The organism is Rhodococcus erythropolis R138 (genome assembly GCF_000696675.2).
In the GTDB taxonomy this organism is placed as follows: Bacteria; Actinomycetota; Actinomycetes; order Mycobacteriales; family Mycobacteriaceae; genus Rhodococcus_F; species Rhodococcus_F erythropolis.
Genome location: NZ_CP007255.1, coordinates 679,197 through 693,343, shown reverse-complemented (window position 1 = coordinate 693,343; position 14,147 = coordinate 679,197). Strand labels below are relative to the sequence as shown.

The 14,147-nt window shown below is 60.4% G+C and carries 14 protein-coding genes; 3 read left to right on the top strand and 11 right to left on the bottom strand.

Annotated features, from left to right (window positions below; genetic code table 11):
- Positions 1–63: 63 nt before the first annotated feature.
- On the top strand, positions 64–1,254 hold the full coding sequence (locus H351_RS03105; RefSeq protein WP_020909860.1) for an N-acetylmuramoyl-L-alanine amidase: 1,191 nt from the start codon (positions 64–66) through the stop codon (positions 1,252–1,254).
- Positions 1,255–1,274: 20 nt separating this feature from the next.
- Here the strand turns inward: H351_RS03105 and H351_RS03100 are convergent, their stop codons facing one another.
- The 11 genes from H351_RS03100 to rpmH all read right to left on the bottom strand — a co-directional run bounded on the left by H351_RS03100 (position 1,275) and on the right by rpmH (position 9,991).
- Positions 1,275–1,958, bottom strand: a complete 684-nt coding sequence (locus H351_RS03100) for a hypothetical protein (RefSeq protein ID WP_029256811.1) — start codon at positions 1,956–1,958, stop codon at positions 1,275–1,277.
- 255 nt (positions 1,959–2,213) lie between these two features.
- The gene (locus H351_RS03095; protein ID WP_029256812.1) at positions 2,214–3,254 is read right to left on the bottom strand and encodes a ParB/RepB/Spo0J family partition protein; all 1,041 of its coding nucleotides are present in this window, start codon (positions 3,252–3,254) and stop codon (positions 2,214–2,216) included.
- Between the two features lies 1 nt (position 3,255).
- A complete protein-coding gene (locus H351_RS03090) occupies positions 3,256–4,260 on the bottom strand; it encodes a ParA family protein (RefSeq protein WP_020909862.1) in 1,005 nt (334 codons plus the stop codon).
- Positions 4,261–4,341: 81 nt separating this feature from the next.
- Positions 4,342–5,022 carry a 16S rRNA (guanine(527)-N(7))-methyltransferase RsmG gene (rsmG, locus tag H351_RS03085; RefSeq protein WP_019746204.1) on the bottom strand — a complete coding sequence of 227 codons (681 nt, stop codon included), beginning with the start codon at positions 5,020–5,022 and terminating at the stop codon, positions 4,342–4,344.
- A 1,155-nt stretch (positions 5,023–6,177) separates the two neighbouring features.
- On the bottom strand, positions 6,178–6,663 hold the full coding sequence (locus H351_RS03075; protein ID WP_029256814.1) for a DUF6301 family protein: 486 nt from the start codon (positions 6,661–6,663) through the stop codon (positions 6,178–6,180).
- A gap of 256 nt (positions 6,664–6,919) precedes the next feature.
- Positions 6,920–7,246, bottom strand: coding sequence for a hypothetical protein (locus H351_RS03070; protein ID WP_020971491.1), 327 nt, complete (start codon positions 7,244–7,246; stop codon positions 6,920–6,922).
- Positions 7,247–7,368: 122 nt separating this feature from the next.
- A complete protein-coding gene (locus H351_RS03065) occupies positions 7,369–7,932 on the bottom strand; it encodes a Jag family protein (RefSeq protein WP_003942504.1) in 564 nt (187 codons plus the stop codon).
- Positions 7,933–7,952: 20 nt separating this feature from the next.
- On the bottom strand, positions 7,953–9,059 hold the full coding sequence (yidC, locus tag H351_RS03060) for a membrane protein insertase YidC (protein ID WP_019746208.1): 1,107 nt from the start codon (positions 9,057–9,059) through the stop codon (positions 7,953–7,955).
- A gap of 4 nt (positions 9,060–9,063) precedes the next feature.
- Complete coding sequence (gene yidD, locus H351_RS31335) at positions 9,064–9,444, bottom strand: membrane protein insertion efficiency factor YidD (protein WP_007729147.1); 381 nt, start codon at positions 9,442–9,444, stop codon at positions 9,064–9,066.
- Entirely contained in the window at positions 9,441–9,821 is a 381-nt protein-coding gene (gene rnpA, locus H351_RS03055; RefSeq protein WP_019746209.1) for a ribonuclease P protein component, read from the bottom strand. Before rnpA ends, yidD begins: the two co-directional genes overlap by 4 nt.
- A gap of 26 nt (positions 9,822–9,847) precedes the next feature.
- A complete protein-coding gene (gene rpmH, locus H351_RS31330; RefSeq protein WP_003942540.1) occupies positions 9,848–9,991 on the bottom strand; it encodes a 50S ribosomal protein L34 in 144 nt (47 codons plus the stop codon).
- Between the two features lie 780 nt (positions 9,992–10,771).
- Here rpmH and dnaA point away from each other — a divergent pair.
- Both dnaA and dnaN read left to right on the top strand, forming a co-directional pair.
- Complete coding sequence (dnaA, locus tag H351_RS03050) at positions 10,772–12,334, top strand: chromosomal replication initiator protein DnaA (RefSeq protein ID WP_003942491.1); 1,563 nt, start codon at positions 10,772–10,774, stop codon at positions 12,332–12,334.
- Positions 12,335–12,919: 585 nt separating this feature from the next.
- Positions 12,920–14,104: a DNA polymerase III subunit beta gene (gene dnaN / locus H351_RS03045; protein WP_007729165.1), complete on the top strand. Its 1,185-nt coding sequence runs from the start codon at positions 12,920–12,922 to the stop codon at positions 14,102–14,104.
- The last annotated feature ends 43 nt before the right edge of the window (positions 14,105–14,147 follow it).

Here is a 14,147-nt window from a genome sequence, read left to right as displayed (position 1 = left end):
TGATCGGGTCTACGACCAGGCACATCGATCGAATTCGTTAACCGATCCGAGAGGCTTTCACGCATGCACAGACTCCGACACGGCGATCACGGCCCGGCCGTCGCCGAGATTCGGGGCACATTGACGAAGCTGGGATACCTCCATCACGGAACTTCCGGCATTCGACGTGAAAGCGCCGACGGTGCCCACTGGGTTGCACCCGACGCCATCTTCGATCATCAACTCGACAGCGCCGTTCGTGCCTTCCAGCAGCAGCGTGGGCTTCTTGTCGACGGCATTGTGGGCCCGGCAACCTATCGGTCACTTCGTGAGGCCTCGTACCGCCTGGGTGCCCGTACGTTGATCTACCAGTTGTCCGCGCCGCTGTACGGCGACGACGTCGCAGCGCTGCAGGCAAAACTGCAAGATCTGGGCTTCTACGCCGGCCGGGTCGACGGTTTCTTCGGTCCGCAAACCCACGAGTCTCTCTCGTCTTTCCAGCGTGAAATCGGGATCGCTGCCGACGGTATCTGCGGCCCACAGACACTCCGTTCGCTGGAACTTCTGGGAACCCGCGTCACCGGTGGTTCCCCACATGCGATCAGCGAAGAGGAGCTGGTGCGGCGTAAGGGCCCGCAGCTTGGCGGTAAGCGCATCGTCATCGATCCCGGCCTCGGCGGGCCGTCGACGGGCAACATCGTCAACGGCATCTCCGAAGCTGACATCCTCTGGGATCTGGCTATGCGCCTCGAGGGGCGGATGGCTGCAACCGGGATGGAAACTTTCCTCTCCCGCCCGCACAACGCCGATCCCACCGAGGCCGAGCGCGCACTGACATCCAATGCGTTCGACGCGGATCTGATGATCTCCCTGCGTTGCGACAGCAACTCGAGCCCGTCGGCAAACGGCGTCGCGAGCTTCCACTTCGGAAATTCGCACGGTTCGGTCTCGATGATCGGGCAGGTGTTGACCGGTTTCGTTCAGCGCGAGATCGTTGCGCGAACTCCGTTGCGGGACTGCAGAACTCACGGTCGGACGTGGGAGTTGTTGCGCCTCACCAACATGCCTACGGTGCAGATCGATCTGGGCTACCTGTCCAACGCGTCCGACGTTGCGGTACTGACGAATCCGCGAATGAGGGACACCATTGCCGAAGCCATCTTGATCTCGGTCAAGCGGCTGTACCTGCTGGGTCAAGACGATCAGCCGACCGGCACCTTCACCTTCGCCGAGCTTCTCGCAGAAGAACTTTCGGTAGCCGACCGCATTTCGTAGGTCCTGCGGTCGGCACCTGCTCACACTCTGGCGAGCTCGCTGATCTCCACCATTTCGAGAGCTGCGGCCTTCAGTAGACGGTCGAGGGCTTCTTCGACGTCGACTTTCCATTCGTGATCTCGATTGAGTTCGAGACGAAGCCGCGGATAGCGATGGTGCGGTGCCACGACCTCGAAACCGTAGTCCTCGAGGAACTCGGCACTGATCATGCATTCTGCGGGTGAACATTCCAGAGCGGCAGTTGCACTGGCCACGTCGGAAGCAGGTCCCAAGTCGTCGCTACGGATACCGAATGCCTCGAGCGCACGAACTCCTCGTCGAACCAGATCTGTCACGACAGCGGCCAGCAGGCTTGGCCCCAGTTCTTCCTCTACGCCCGAGGGCTCGAGGCGAAGGCTTGTCAGAAGCACTGCGTCCGAGCTGACCGGGCTGGTCGGAAACAGTTGCGCGCGCGGGATCATGCGGGGAGGGGCGTACAACGCACTTCCGAGCGGCTTTCCGTCGCGGACGGCGACCTGTCCGCACGAACCCCACTCGAGCATGACCATCGACAGCCAGGCTTCCTTCTCGAACTCCTGATCGCAGAATCCTCGGGCATCGTGAAGCGCGCCCGGGTCCATCTCCCAGAACACGCATCGACGCGCATGGGCGGAAAGCTGATCGAGGCTGTCGAGCGTGAGAGAGGTGATGACGTGAGTCGACACTGACTAACTCACTCTCCGTAGGTCCCCGAAGCGGTTTTGATGTTCGCCCGCCGCTTTTTTCTTCTCCAGGATAGGCCAGCTGTACCGAGTCGGCAGTGGCGCGAGAGTTGATCGCTCTAATGTATTGCTGTTCAACATCTTTCGTCCCGGTTCAAGATTTCGAGAAGCTCGGACCACCTATTTTCGTCACAGTGATGAAAATAGGTGGTGTGCCCGGTCATCGTCATTACGTCACCAAACGGGCATCCGAGTTCACTACGTCGATTTCTGCGCTTCCATCATTCCGACGATGCGTTGTAGGTCGTCGACCGAGCCGAATTCGACCACAATCTTTCCCTTCCGCTTGCCCAGACTGACAGTCACCCGGGTGTCGAACGAGTCCGACAACCGCTCGGCCACATCCTGCAGACCCGGCATCACGATGGGCTTGCGCTTCTGCGGGGGAGCGATCTCGTTGTCCGCCCGGTTGGCAAGAGTGACGGCTTCCTCTGTCGCGCGAACCGACATTCCTTCGGCGACGATGCGTGCCGCCATGACTTCCTGAGCGTCGGCACCCGCCTCGAGGGACAGCAGTGCGCGAGCATGGCCGGCCGAAAGTACTCCAGCCGCAACGCGGCGCTGAACCGCCACCGGCAGCTTCAGCAGACGAATCATGTTGGTCACGACGGGACGCGAACGTCCGATCCGATTGGCCAATTCTTCGTGGGTTACTTCGAACTCCTCGAGCAACTGCTGATACGCCGCTGCCTCCTCGAGGGGGTTCAACTGCACTCGATGGATGTTCTCGAGGAGCGCGTCGCGCAACATCGAGTCGTCATCGGTTTCACGAATGATCGCCGGAATCTTCTCCACCCCGGCTTCCTGGCTCGCGCGCCAGCGACGCTCACCCATGACAAGTTGGTACTTGTCACCGTGACGACGGACCACGATCGGCTGCATCAAACCGAATTCACGGATCGAGTGAACCAACTCCGCGAGTGCTTCCTCGTCGAAAACGCTGCGAGGCTGCTTCGGGTTCGTCTCGATCAGGCTCGGTTCGATCTCGAGATAGACCGCGCCGGTCGGCTCGAGTTCGGTCTCCGGCTCAGCTTCCACCGGAGCCTTCGCCGCCGTCGCCTTGGTGGCTTTCGGTGTTTTCGGAGCCGCCTTCGTCGGTGGGGGAGGGGAGGGGTTGCGCTTGTCGACGCCGATTACGACGTCCGCTGCAGCCGAACCCAGACCCGGTGCCGTGGCCGGCCCAGTGGGGATGAGAGCAGCCAAGCCGCGGCCCAATCCACCTTTGCGTGCTTGACTCATCTCACTGCTCCTGGGTCGTCGTGGTGGCAGAGCGGGCGGCAAGTTCGCGTCCGGCGTCGAGGTAACTCATGGCGCCGCGTGAACCGGGGTCGTAATCGAGAACTGTCATTCCGTATCCGGGAGCCTCGGAAACCTTCACACTGCGTGGAATCACAGCGCGCAGGACGGCCTCGCCGAAGTGCTTGCGTACTTCTTCGGCGACCTGGTCGGCCAGCTTGGTGCGCCCGTCGTACATCGTCAGAAGAACGGTGGAGACATGCAGATCCGGGTTCAGATGAGCCTGGACGAGTTCGATATTGCGGAGCAACTGACCGACCCCCTCGAGGGCGTAGTACTCGCACTGGATCGGGATCAGGACTTCCTTGGCAGCGACCATCGCGTTGACGGTCAGCAGCCCCAGCGAGGGCGGGCAGTCGATGAGGACGAAGTCGACGTCGAGCTCTGCGAGCACCTTGTCGTTGAGCGCGCCTTTGAGTCGATTCTCGCGGGCAACCATGGAGACCAATTCGATCTCGGCGCCCGCCAAATCGATCGTTGCCGGGATGCAGAGAAGGCGCTCACTGTGCGGGCTGGTCTGGATCGCCTCCGGGGCCTTCACTTCGCCTATGAGCAACTCGTAACTGGAGGGGGTGCCCGAGGTATGGACGACGCCCAGAGCCGTGCTGGCGTTGCCCTGAGGGTCCAAATCGACCACAAGGACAGTGAGTCCTTGAAGAGCGAGCGCCGACGCAAGGTTCACCGTGGTCGTCGTCTTCCCGACGCCGCCCTTCTGGTTCGCGATGGTGATCACGCGGCGGAACGCCGGCTTCGGCAGCGTCACCGAATGGGGGTGAAGCACCTGGCTCGCTCGATGCGCGGCCGCCCCGATGGGAGTCTCCTCCGAGGAGATCGCCGCGTAGGGGGCGGTGAAATTGTCGTCGTCGTCGTTGACGATCTGATCCGCACCCGCGCCCGTGTGCTGCTTCGGTGTTTCACGTGAAACGGCGGATTCAGATCGACCCGACATTGACTGCTCCTTCGATTGGGAATCGATCACTAGGTGCTCTCATCATCTGTACATTGCTCTCGATTGCATGCGTGTAAATCATCAACGCTGGCGACGCTTCGGGAGACGTTCGGCCTTCACCACCACGGTGGGGGTGCGGAGAATCTTGGCTCCACATTCGAGTATTTCCAACTTACCTGCGCCCAATTTGGTGAGCGCCGTTCGGTCCCGCTCGATCTCCTCGGCGGCGCTCGAACCCTTGAGTGCCAGCATCCGACCGTGCTCGTGAATGAGTGGGAGGGACCAACGTGCGAGCTTCTCGAGAGGCGCCACGGCCCGCGAAGTGACCACGTCCGCACCGCCCGCTTCCTTCACAACACCCGATTCCTCGGCTCGCCCTCGGACAACCAATACGTCCAATCCGTTGGACTCGATGAACTCCGCGAGGTACACCGAGCGTCGAAGCAACGGTTCGACGAGAGTCACCTTCAAGTCCGGGCGGGCGATCGCGAGAGGGATTCCGGGTAGGCCGGCACCGCTTCCTACGTCCACAACCGACTCACCTTCGGCGATCAGTTCACCGATCACTGCGCAATTGAGAAGGTGACGCTCCCACAGTCGGGGAACCTCACGGGGACCAATGAGCCCGCGCTCGACACCATCCGTTGCCAGGGATTGGTAGTACCGTTCCGCGATCTCATATCTGTCACCGAACACTGCGCGCGCAGTCTCTTGTTCGTCCCAGTCAACCGACGCCGCACCATTCTGTTCCACGTGAAACATCCTCCCGCGTAAACCGCGAAATCAACAATCAAGACCGAAATCATTATCCGCTCTGGAGCCGACATGTGTTCGCTTCTGCACACCGACTCGCTGTGAGTCTGCCGACTCGTTCATTCTTTGGGAAGTATTCCGCCCAAAATTCAAGTGGGGGAGGGGAGGGGTTCACGTTCCACGTGAAACATTGCGCTGACAATTCGCCGAAATCTGACCCGTTTCACGTGAAACATAGCCGGAAGGTCGCATGGAGATAGTCGGTCGATTTTCAATATCATCACAGTGACGAAACTGCCGTAGGTAGTTACATGGATGGAATTCGGGCCCAAAATGGGCAATTTTTTACGAAAAGTGGTTGTAGAGAATTGCCGCCGTCGGACAGCCGAACGGACTCTGTCAGTCTGACGCAATCTGTTGTTAGACGCGGATGAGCTTCGAGTCCAAGTCCCGGACAGCATCGTTATCTCATCGCCGGTTGTTGCGAGCCATACATCCGGCGGCTTGACACTCCTGTTGCGGGACACCGGAGACTTGGCATCACAAACCGCGAATCCAAGGAGCTTCGCATCACAGGATGCGCATGGCGAGTTCGCCTTCGATGTGGATACCGGTGTCGGCGGGAAGATCAAAGTCGAGCAGGGGACCTGCCCGATGCGCAGGATGAATTCCTGCGCCTGGACTCGAAAGCGCTGCAGGCTCTGCGCGATTAAGATCTGCGCTTGGTGCAGGAGTTGTTGGACGGCAAAGACTACGACTACCCGTTAGTGCATACCGAACCCGGAACCAACAAGATGATCGCTTACGAGTTCGATCCGGGCACCGCGAAGTCCTTCCACCTCGTACAGCCCGGATCCGCCCTCATGACGAGACCAGCAGCAGGTGTGGGCGCGACGCCGATCGCACACCCCGCGAGTCAACCGAACTCAGGGCGGTCCCGTGATTACCCCGACGCGGTCCGCAGTCTATGAACCGGAGCCCGTGTAGATGAGGTCGATTCCGGTTTGCTTGGCAAAGTAGTCGCCGCCGATCTCACCCCGAAGCCCGCAACAGCATCATCGACTTTGCGTGGCGACGAAGCCCATTCGATGTGAGTGGTCCGATTCGTGTGAGGAGTGCGCAAACCTGTTCCCACACCGGATGCGATCTCGCCGCCCTCGATCGCTAGTCCTCGTCCTCCGGTTCGGGCTCATCCATCCATGCCTGATACTTCGGACTCTTCAGAGCGAGGTGGATTGCACTGAAACCCCGGTGCAGTGTGATGACCGCTTTCGGCAGATCCCACCGCATAGTTGCCTCAGGTCCGGGTTCGGCGCTCGTGGCTGTCCCCAGGAGTGCGGTAAATGCAACATCGAGGTTGGTGAACCCCTCGACCAGCAACGGGCGAACTTCTGCCTTGGGAATACCTAGATCTGCCAGGTCCGAGACGAAGATTGAGATGTAGTGCATCGAACGGTTCCGCCTGAACATGTTCGCCTTCGGCCGACTGACATGAAGGTTCGTTCGTATCGAGCCGCCACCTTGCCTGAGTTCGACGAGTTCCCATCCAGCTTGTGCGCACAAGGGTTCGAGGTCGTCGACGGCCCAGGTCCAGTCGAATTCTGCGGCGAGGCGGGCGATCCGGGTGGCGCCTTCGATGTCGACGTGCATGTGCGGATGCTGCTCCTTCTTGATCGTTGTTGATGACGCCCCAATCCGGGGGCCGTCGAAGTGAGGGCTGGCGGGTTGTCGGTCATCGGATGCCAGCGCCGAAGGTGACGACCTTGCCAGCAGGCCTGACGACATCAGGTCGGTGATCCATTGTGGCGGCAATCTGGGGCGGAGTTCGAGGGCTCGGGGCAACAACCATCGATCCGGTTTCACGTGAAACGAAGGCCGACTATTCCTCCTGGGGGAGGGGAGGGGCTCACATGTAATACGGCATGTTGTCGATCGAATATCCGAACATGCACAGTGCACCCCCGACGAACAAGAAGGCAATCGCGAAGCTGAGCATGACCGGTCTCCCGGATCGCCATGCCAGTGCAAGTGGAATGAATACGACGGCGACTACTCCCAGCGGCAACAACCAGCAGAGCCAATACTTCAGACCGCCCGGCGGAAAGGACTGGACTTCCATTTTCTGCTGTAGTTCGAAGACCACGGGCCAATAGCTCAGGCCGCACACGAGCATCCCTATCAAGGCCCCAAGGGTCATCAATCCGAGAGGGAATCCGGAGCGCTCGTTGGACATGTCGACAACGATAGGCACCTGACCTTCACCGTGCTGCCGGATTCGGTTTCACGTGAAACACCTCTCGGACACAAAAGCGGGCCCCGGAAAATCCGGGGCCCGCATTCGATCAGGGGGGAGTGTCAGTCCTTGAGGACAACCACTCGGCGAGACGGCTCAGCGCCTTCGCTCTCGCTGGAAACACCGGCGACCTTGGCGACGGCGTCGTGCACGATCTTGCGTTCGAACGGCGTCATCGGAGCAAGCTCTTCGCGTTCGCCGGTCTCGAGAACACGCTGTGCAGCTTCCGCACCGAGAGCACTGAGTGCCTCGCGGCGGCCCGCCCGCCAGCCGGCGATGTCGAGCATCAAGCGGCTGCGCTCGCCGGTCGACTGTTGAACAGCCAGACGAGTCAGCTCCTGGAGAGCATCCAGAACCTCACCCTTACGTCCCACAAGCTTGGTCAGGTCGTCGCCGCCGTCGATGCTGACGATCGCCCGATCGCCCTCGACGTCAAGGTCGATGTCTCCGTCGAAATCGAGCACGTCGAGCAACTGCTCGAGGTAGTCGCCGGCGATCTCGCCCTCTTCGATCAAATCGTCATCGGAATCGTCGATGTCTACATCCACATCGGTAACCGGCGCAGTGGTCTCGGTGCTCACGTCTGCGTTCTCTCCATCCACAACGATGTCAGCTTCACTGGACATTGGTCGTTCTCTTTCCTGGATCAGCGCCGTTTATTGCGCTTGGGGGAGTTGCCGCGGTTGCTCTGTGGCCGGTTCTGTTTCGGTTTCGAGGTAGAACCACCACTGGAACCCGAGGGCTTCGGCTGTGGCTTCTTGAGCGAAACTTCCGGGGCGTCACCGTCGTCGTCGGCTGAATCCGCGGTCTTCAGCGCAGCCGGGGATCCCTTCTTCTTACCGGGATCGGGACGGGCACCGGGCTTGGGCGCATTGTCGTTGCGGCGAGTGATCGCTTCCTGCTTCTTCGCTTCTTCTTCGGCATCGATCTTGCGGAAGACGAGGTGCTGCTGACCGTAGGTCCAGATGTTGTTCGACACCCAGTACAGGAGGATCGCGATCGGAAGGAACGGTCCACCGACCAGAACACCGAGTGGGAAGACGTACAGCGCGAGCTTGTTCATGATCGCGGACTGCGGGTTCGCGGCAGCTGCTTCGCTCTGACGGGCAACCGAAGCGCGTGAGTTGAAGTGGGTCGCGATGCTGGCGATGATCATCAGCGGAGCGGCCACGAGAATGATGTTCAGGCGTGACGGAAGCTCGGGAACGTTCTCGGTGACATAAGCCTGAAGCTGCGCAACCGGCGTCGTGATCGCGGCCGAGATGGGCGCGCCGAACAGACGAGCATCCAGGAACGACTGGACGTCAGTGGCCGAGAAGACGTAGTTCGGGGTGTTGAGGTTGTCCTCGGCGCTCATGCCCAGCTGGCCCATGCCGGTACCGGTGCGGTTGAACGAGCGCAGGACGTGGAACAGACCGATGAACACCGGAGCCTGAGCCAAGACCGGGAGACAGCCCATGATCGGGTTGAATCCGTGCTCCTTCTGGAGCTTCTGCATCTCGACGGCCTGGCGCTGACGGTCGCCCGAATACTTCTTCTGCAATGCCTTGATCTGCGGCTGCAGTTCCTGCATCTGGCGGGTCGTGCGGACCTGCTTCACGAACGGCTTGTACAGAACCGCACGCAAGGTGAACACCAGGAACACCACGGAGAGCGCCCAGGCTATTCCGTTGTCCGGGCCGAGAATGAACCCGAAGACCTTGTGCCAGACCCACAGAATCGCGGATACCGGATAGTAAATGAAATTGAGCACGGCTCTAAGTACTCCTCTGTTCGTCCGTCGGACTGTGACACGCTGCGCGTGCTTCCGGACAGCTATGGCGGCTACCCGCATCACGGTCACGACGGGCAGGGACAGGGTCCCACCCTCCAGAATGCCAGGGGGCACACTTCGCCAACCGCACCACAGTCAAGAAAAGGCCTTTGATCGCCCCGTGAGTGCGCAGCGCTTCGACCGCGTATTCACTGCAGGTAGGGGTGAACCGGCAGGTCGGCATCCTCAAGGGCGACACATACGTCCGGTACAACTCGATACAGAAGATGAGAACAGTGGCGGGAGCGCGACGCACAGCCTTCAACACCGTGATGACACGGGAGGCTCTGGGAGTCTCGATCTGCTCAGAGAGCGGAGTACTCATGGCTCTTCACTTACCGACACCAATAGGTTCATTTTGGTCAGGCCCCCACGCAACTGCTTGGCCAGTTCGGCTGAACTGGCGGTAGCTGCGCCCGGAAGTGCGCGGATAACCACGTCCGTCTCCGGCGAAACCTGCCCGACGAAATCTGCACAGATATGACGAAGCCGGCGTGCGACTCGATGTCGAATCACCGCCGGCCCGACAGCCTTGCTCACGATCAGCCCGAAACGGGGACCGTGATTTGTTACTACCAGCGCCTCTACTTGCTCGCGATCGAACGCGTGCACGACAAGGTCGCGTCTTCCCATACGACGCCCGCGTCGCACCGCCACGGAGAAATCCGCGTGGCGACGCAACCGAGACGGCTCAGGCAACACCCCGAGCTCCTGAACTCGAAATCAGATCAGGCGGTGAGGGAATCGCGGCCCTTACGGCGACGCGCCGAAACGATTGCACGACCCGCACGGGTACGCATACGAAGACGGAAGCCGTGAACACGCGCGCGGCGGCGATTATTCGGCTGGAACGTCCGCTTGCCCTTGGCCACGGTCAACACTCCTCGAAGTTCATTGACGCCTCCCGGCGTCATTCAGTGATCGACGCCTTACGGCGCCTTTGGATCCAACAGGTACAGAACAATCAACTTCACTCGTTGTGGCTTGGAAGACCGATCCGACCTGACATATGTAGCCAGCACGAAGCGATCACCACCAGCGGGTGACCGTTCGAGGTTACTTACCACCGTTGCCAAGGTCAAACCAGCCCGATTCGTAGCCCTCTCGCGGCAACCGCGACGACACGCCGATACTTCCATCATTCCGCAGATTCCATTCGCGGTGTGCATACGGCCGTGACCTCGAGCGAGGCGGCAAGTGTGACCTTGGCAACAGTTCCGCTACGGACTGCAGGTGACCTGAAGGCAACCCGGACAGTTCCACCGGCGCATGCTCCCGACAAGGCCTCATCAGCACATACGGGCACGAGCGCCGGACGCGACCCCGAATCCCGAGTTTCCACATTCATCCACAGGGCTGTGAGTGTTGACGCATCCCCGACACCAAGTGGCGAACGCCTCGAGTTCCGACAAAGTTGCAGGTAGATCAATTTCTCGATCACTTTGACGAATTTGGTTGACGAAAAAACCGACTCAGTGCAGGTTTGTCCACATCTGTGGATAATTGTGTGGAAACACAGCCCAGGTGGCATATTCGTAGCCTGTTACGGGGTTCTCACCCCGGGTGGTAATCCACCGAATCATTCGACGCCGCAGCCATACGCTCGGCAGCTGCAGCACACCCACTGTCGGCGAAACACGGGAAGGAACCACGTGAACGACGATCCCAACGCGCTCGCACGGGTCTGGGTCGACGTGGTTGCAGAACTCACGAGTGATGACCCCGGAAGTAATCTTCCGGCTTTGAGCAGCAAGCAGAAGGCATTTGTCCGTCTGGTGAGGCCTCTCACACTTGCTCAGGGTTTTGCACTCCTCTCGGTTCCATCGCCATTTGCTCAAGAGACGATCGAGCGCGATCTACGCGAGCCGATCCTGCAGGCACTCGGACGCCACCTCGGCGGCCAGGTCGAGGGACTCGGTGTCCGCATCGCACTCGAAGACGATGCCGACGCACCCGCCGAACCGGTCGAGGAGCGCACGGGCAGCCGTCAGTTCGAGTCGGTCAACTCATCGGGCGCATACCGACGGCGCAGATTCACCGAAGGCGACGGCGAACCTTCGGACTCCGAGACTGCCGAGACCGAAGAAGTCGACGACGACCGCGAAGCACTCGCGAGCGTTCACGAATCGTGGCCGTCGTACTTCACGAAGCCGCCCGCTACTCCTTCTGCTTCTGGGTCCGGCGCGAACAGTCTCAACGCGAAGTACACCTTCGACACTTTTGTGATCGGATCGTCCAACCGATTCGCTCATGCCGCTGCCGTCGCGATCGCGGAGGCGCCGGCGCGTGCGTACAACCCCTTGTTCATCTGGGGAGCTTCGGGCCTGGGCAAGACGCACCTTCTTCACGCCGCCGGCCACTACGCACAGCGACTGTTCCCCGGCATGCGGGTCAAGTACGTCTCGACCGAAGAATTCACCAACGACTTCATCAACAGTCTTCGTGACGACCGCAAGGTCGCATTCAAGCGTCGATACCGGGAAACGGACGTCCTGCTGGTCGACGACATCCAGTTCATCGAAGGCAAGGAAGGTATCCAGGAGGAGTTCTTCCATACCTTCAACACCTTGCACAACGCGAACAAGCAGATCGTCGTCTCCTCGGACCGTCCGCCCAAGCAGTTGGCAACCCTCGAGGAGCGTCTGCGGACGCGCTTCGAATGGGGCCTGATCACCGACGTTCAGCCGCCTGAGCTCGAGACGCGTATCGCGATTCTGAGCAAGAAGGCGAGGATGGATCGCCTCGAGGTCCCGCACGACGTCCTCGAGTTGATCGCCAGCCGTATCGAGCGCAACATTCGTGAACTCGAGGGCGCGTTGATCCGCGTCACCGCTTTTGCCTCGCTCAACCGCCAGCCGTTGGATCTGACGTTGGCCGAGGTGGTCCTGCGCGATCTGATGCCCGATTCGTCGAGCCTCGAGATCAACGCGGCGACGATCATGGCGGTGACGGCCGAATACTTCAACATGTCGATCGACGACCTGTGTGGGCCGGGTAAGGCCCGGCCACTCGCTCAGGCCCGCCAGATCTCGATGTATTTGTGCCGTGAGCTCACTGATTTGTCATTGCCGAAGATCGGTCAGACGTTCGGCCGTGACCACACGACGGTCATGTACGCCGACAAGAAGATCCGTAAGGAAATGACGGAACGCCGCAAGGTGTACGACCAGGTTCAGGAGTTGACCGCAAGGATCAAGCAGCGCTCCAAGCGTTGACCTGCACTTATTTCGATCGATGCCGCTCGAGGCAGAGGTTTCCCTCGAGCGGCATCGGTGTATTCGAAGGGTTACACGTGCGGTCCCCTCGAGGGCGGTTGTCCACCTCGAGGGACGACACGCCGGAGTCGGACACGCCGATGAGAACAAACTCTTCGTTTCTTGTGAAAAGTATTCACATCTGTGGATAACTGTGTTGATAACTCCGAAAGTCTGTGGAGTTCTCGAGGAGGAATCCGAAAACTTTCAGAGAGTGCACAGAGGGGGTCGCTTGGTCCTCGAGTCTGTCCTCGAGAAGTGCACAGGCCCTCGAGGGGACCTACCAGCGTCGACAACCGTTGCTCCACAGATTGCACAGGACTTATTACTACTACTGAGAATTTCCTAGGAAAAGCTCTTTGAAAATAGTTCTGGGGACAACTCCTGTTGAGAACCTCGCCTCAGGCTGCGCTCGTCCCGGCTTCGGCTTTCCACTTGCGCCCTCGAGGGCATACGGTGGGCATCGCTTGGTCTGTGTCAGACTTCAAGTGAGCTGATGCAGATCCGCAGCAGACGAACATGCCTACCGAGAGGAATAACCCGGCGATGGAGCTTGGAAGCCTGAAGTTTCGCGTTTCCCGGGAAGAGTTCGCTGATTCAGTAGCGTGGGTTGCTCGTAGCCTGCCCTCGAGGCCGCCTGTGCCGGTTCTCGGCGGAGTTCTTCTCGACGCAACCGAAGCCGGCCTCACCGTTTCCGGGTTCGACTACGAGGTATCTGCGCAGGTCCGCGTCTCGGCAGATGTCACGACTGCAGGTCAGGCACTCGTCTCCGGACGCCTCCTTGCCGATATCACCAAGTCGCTTCCCAACAAGCCGGTCGATGTGACCCTCGAGGGCACTCGCGTGCTCATCTCGTGCGGAAGCGCCAAGTTCTCCCTGCCCACGATGCCGGTCGAGGACTACCCCCAGCTTCCGACGCTTCCGCAGCAGTCCGGGTCCATTCCCGTCGACCTGTTCTCCGAAGCCATCAGCCAGGTAGCCGTAGCAGCCGGCAAGGACGACACCCTTCCGATGCTCACGGGTATCCGTGTCGAGATCGAACAGAATTCGATCGTCCTCGCCGCTACCGACCGCTTCCGTCTCGCTGTTCGTGAACTCGAGTGGACTCCGGCAAACCCCGACGTCCAGGCTGCTGTTCTCATCCCTGCCAAGACTCTGTCCGAGTCCGCGAAAACGCTTGCCGGCAATGCAAATTCGCCGGTCGAGTTGGCTCTCGGTTCCGGTACGACCATCGGAAACGACGGACTCCTCGGCATCGTCAACGACGGACGCCGCACCACGACGCGCCTCCTCGACGCCGAGTTCCCGAAGTTCCGTCAGTTGCTGCCTGCTCAGCACACCGCGATGGCAACGGTCGAGGTCACGCCTCTCATCGAGGCCATCAAGCGTGTAGCACTCGTCGCCGAGCGTGGCGCACAGGTTCGCATGCAGTTCTCCGCTGACGGCCTGCTCCTCTCTGCGGGTGGCGACGACGCCGGCCGCGCAGAAGAGACACTCAACGCGTCGTTCCAGGGCGAAGCACTCACCATTGCGTTCAACCCCGGTTACCTGATCGACGGGTTGAACTCGCTTCACAGCGAAAACGTTCTGTTCGGCTTCACCACTCCCAGCCGTCCGGCTGTTCTTCGCCCCGCGGCCGAGGAAGAGCCCACGGCAGACGAGTCCGGTAACTTCGCTGCGCCCTCGAGCGAGTACACGTACCTGCTGATGCCGGTTCGCCTCCCGGGCTGAGTGGTACCCCGCACTTCAGTTCGCGCCTGACCAGGGAGAACAG

Coding starts and splice junctions, on each gene's coding strand:
- H351_RS03105 (WP_020909860.1), top strand. CDS start 64: ATGCACAGACTCCGACACGGCGATCACGGCCCGGCCGTCGCCGAGATT.
- H351_RS03095 (WP_029256812.1), bottom strand. CDS start 3,254: ATGAGTCAAGCACGCAAAGGTGGATTGGGCCGCGGCTTGGCTGCTCTC.
- H351_RS03090 (WP_020909862.1), bottom strand. CDS start 4,260: ATGTCGGGTCGATCTGAATCCGCCGTTTCACGTGAAACACCGAAGCAG.
- rsmG (WP_019746204.1), bottom strand. CDS start 5,022: ATGTTTCACGTGGAACAGAATGGTGCGGCGTCGGTTGACTGGGACGAA.
- H351_RS03075 (WP_029256814.1), bottom strand. CDS start 6,663: ATGCACGTCGACATCGAAGGCGCCACCCGGATCGCCCGCCTCGCCGCA.
- H351_RS03070 (WP_020971491.1), bottom strand. CDS start 7,246: ATGTCCAACGAGCGCTCCGGATTCCCTCTCGGATTGATGACCCTTGGG.
- H351_RS03065 (WP_003942504.1), bottom strand. CDS start 7,932: ATGTCCAGTGAAGCTGACATCGTTGTGGATGGAGAGAACGCAGACGTG.
- yidD (WP_007729147.1), bottom strand. CDS start 9,444: ATGAGTACTCCGCTCTCTGAGCAGATCGAGACTCCCAGAGCCTCCCGT.
- dnaN (WP_007729165.1), top strand. CDS start 12,920: ATGGAGCTTGGAAGCCTGAAGTTTCGCGTTTCCCGGGAAGAGTTCGCT.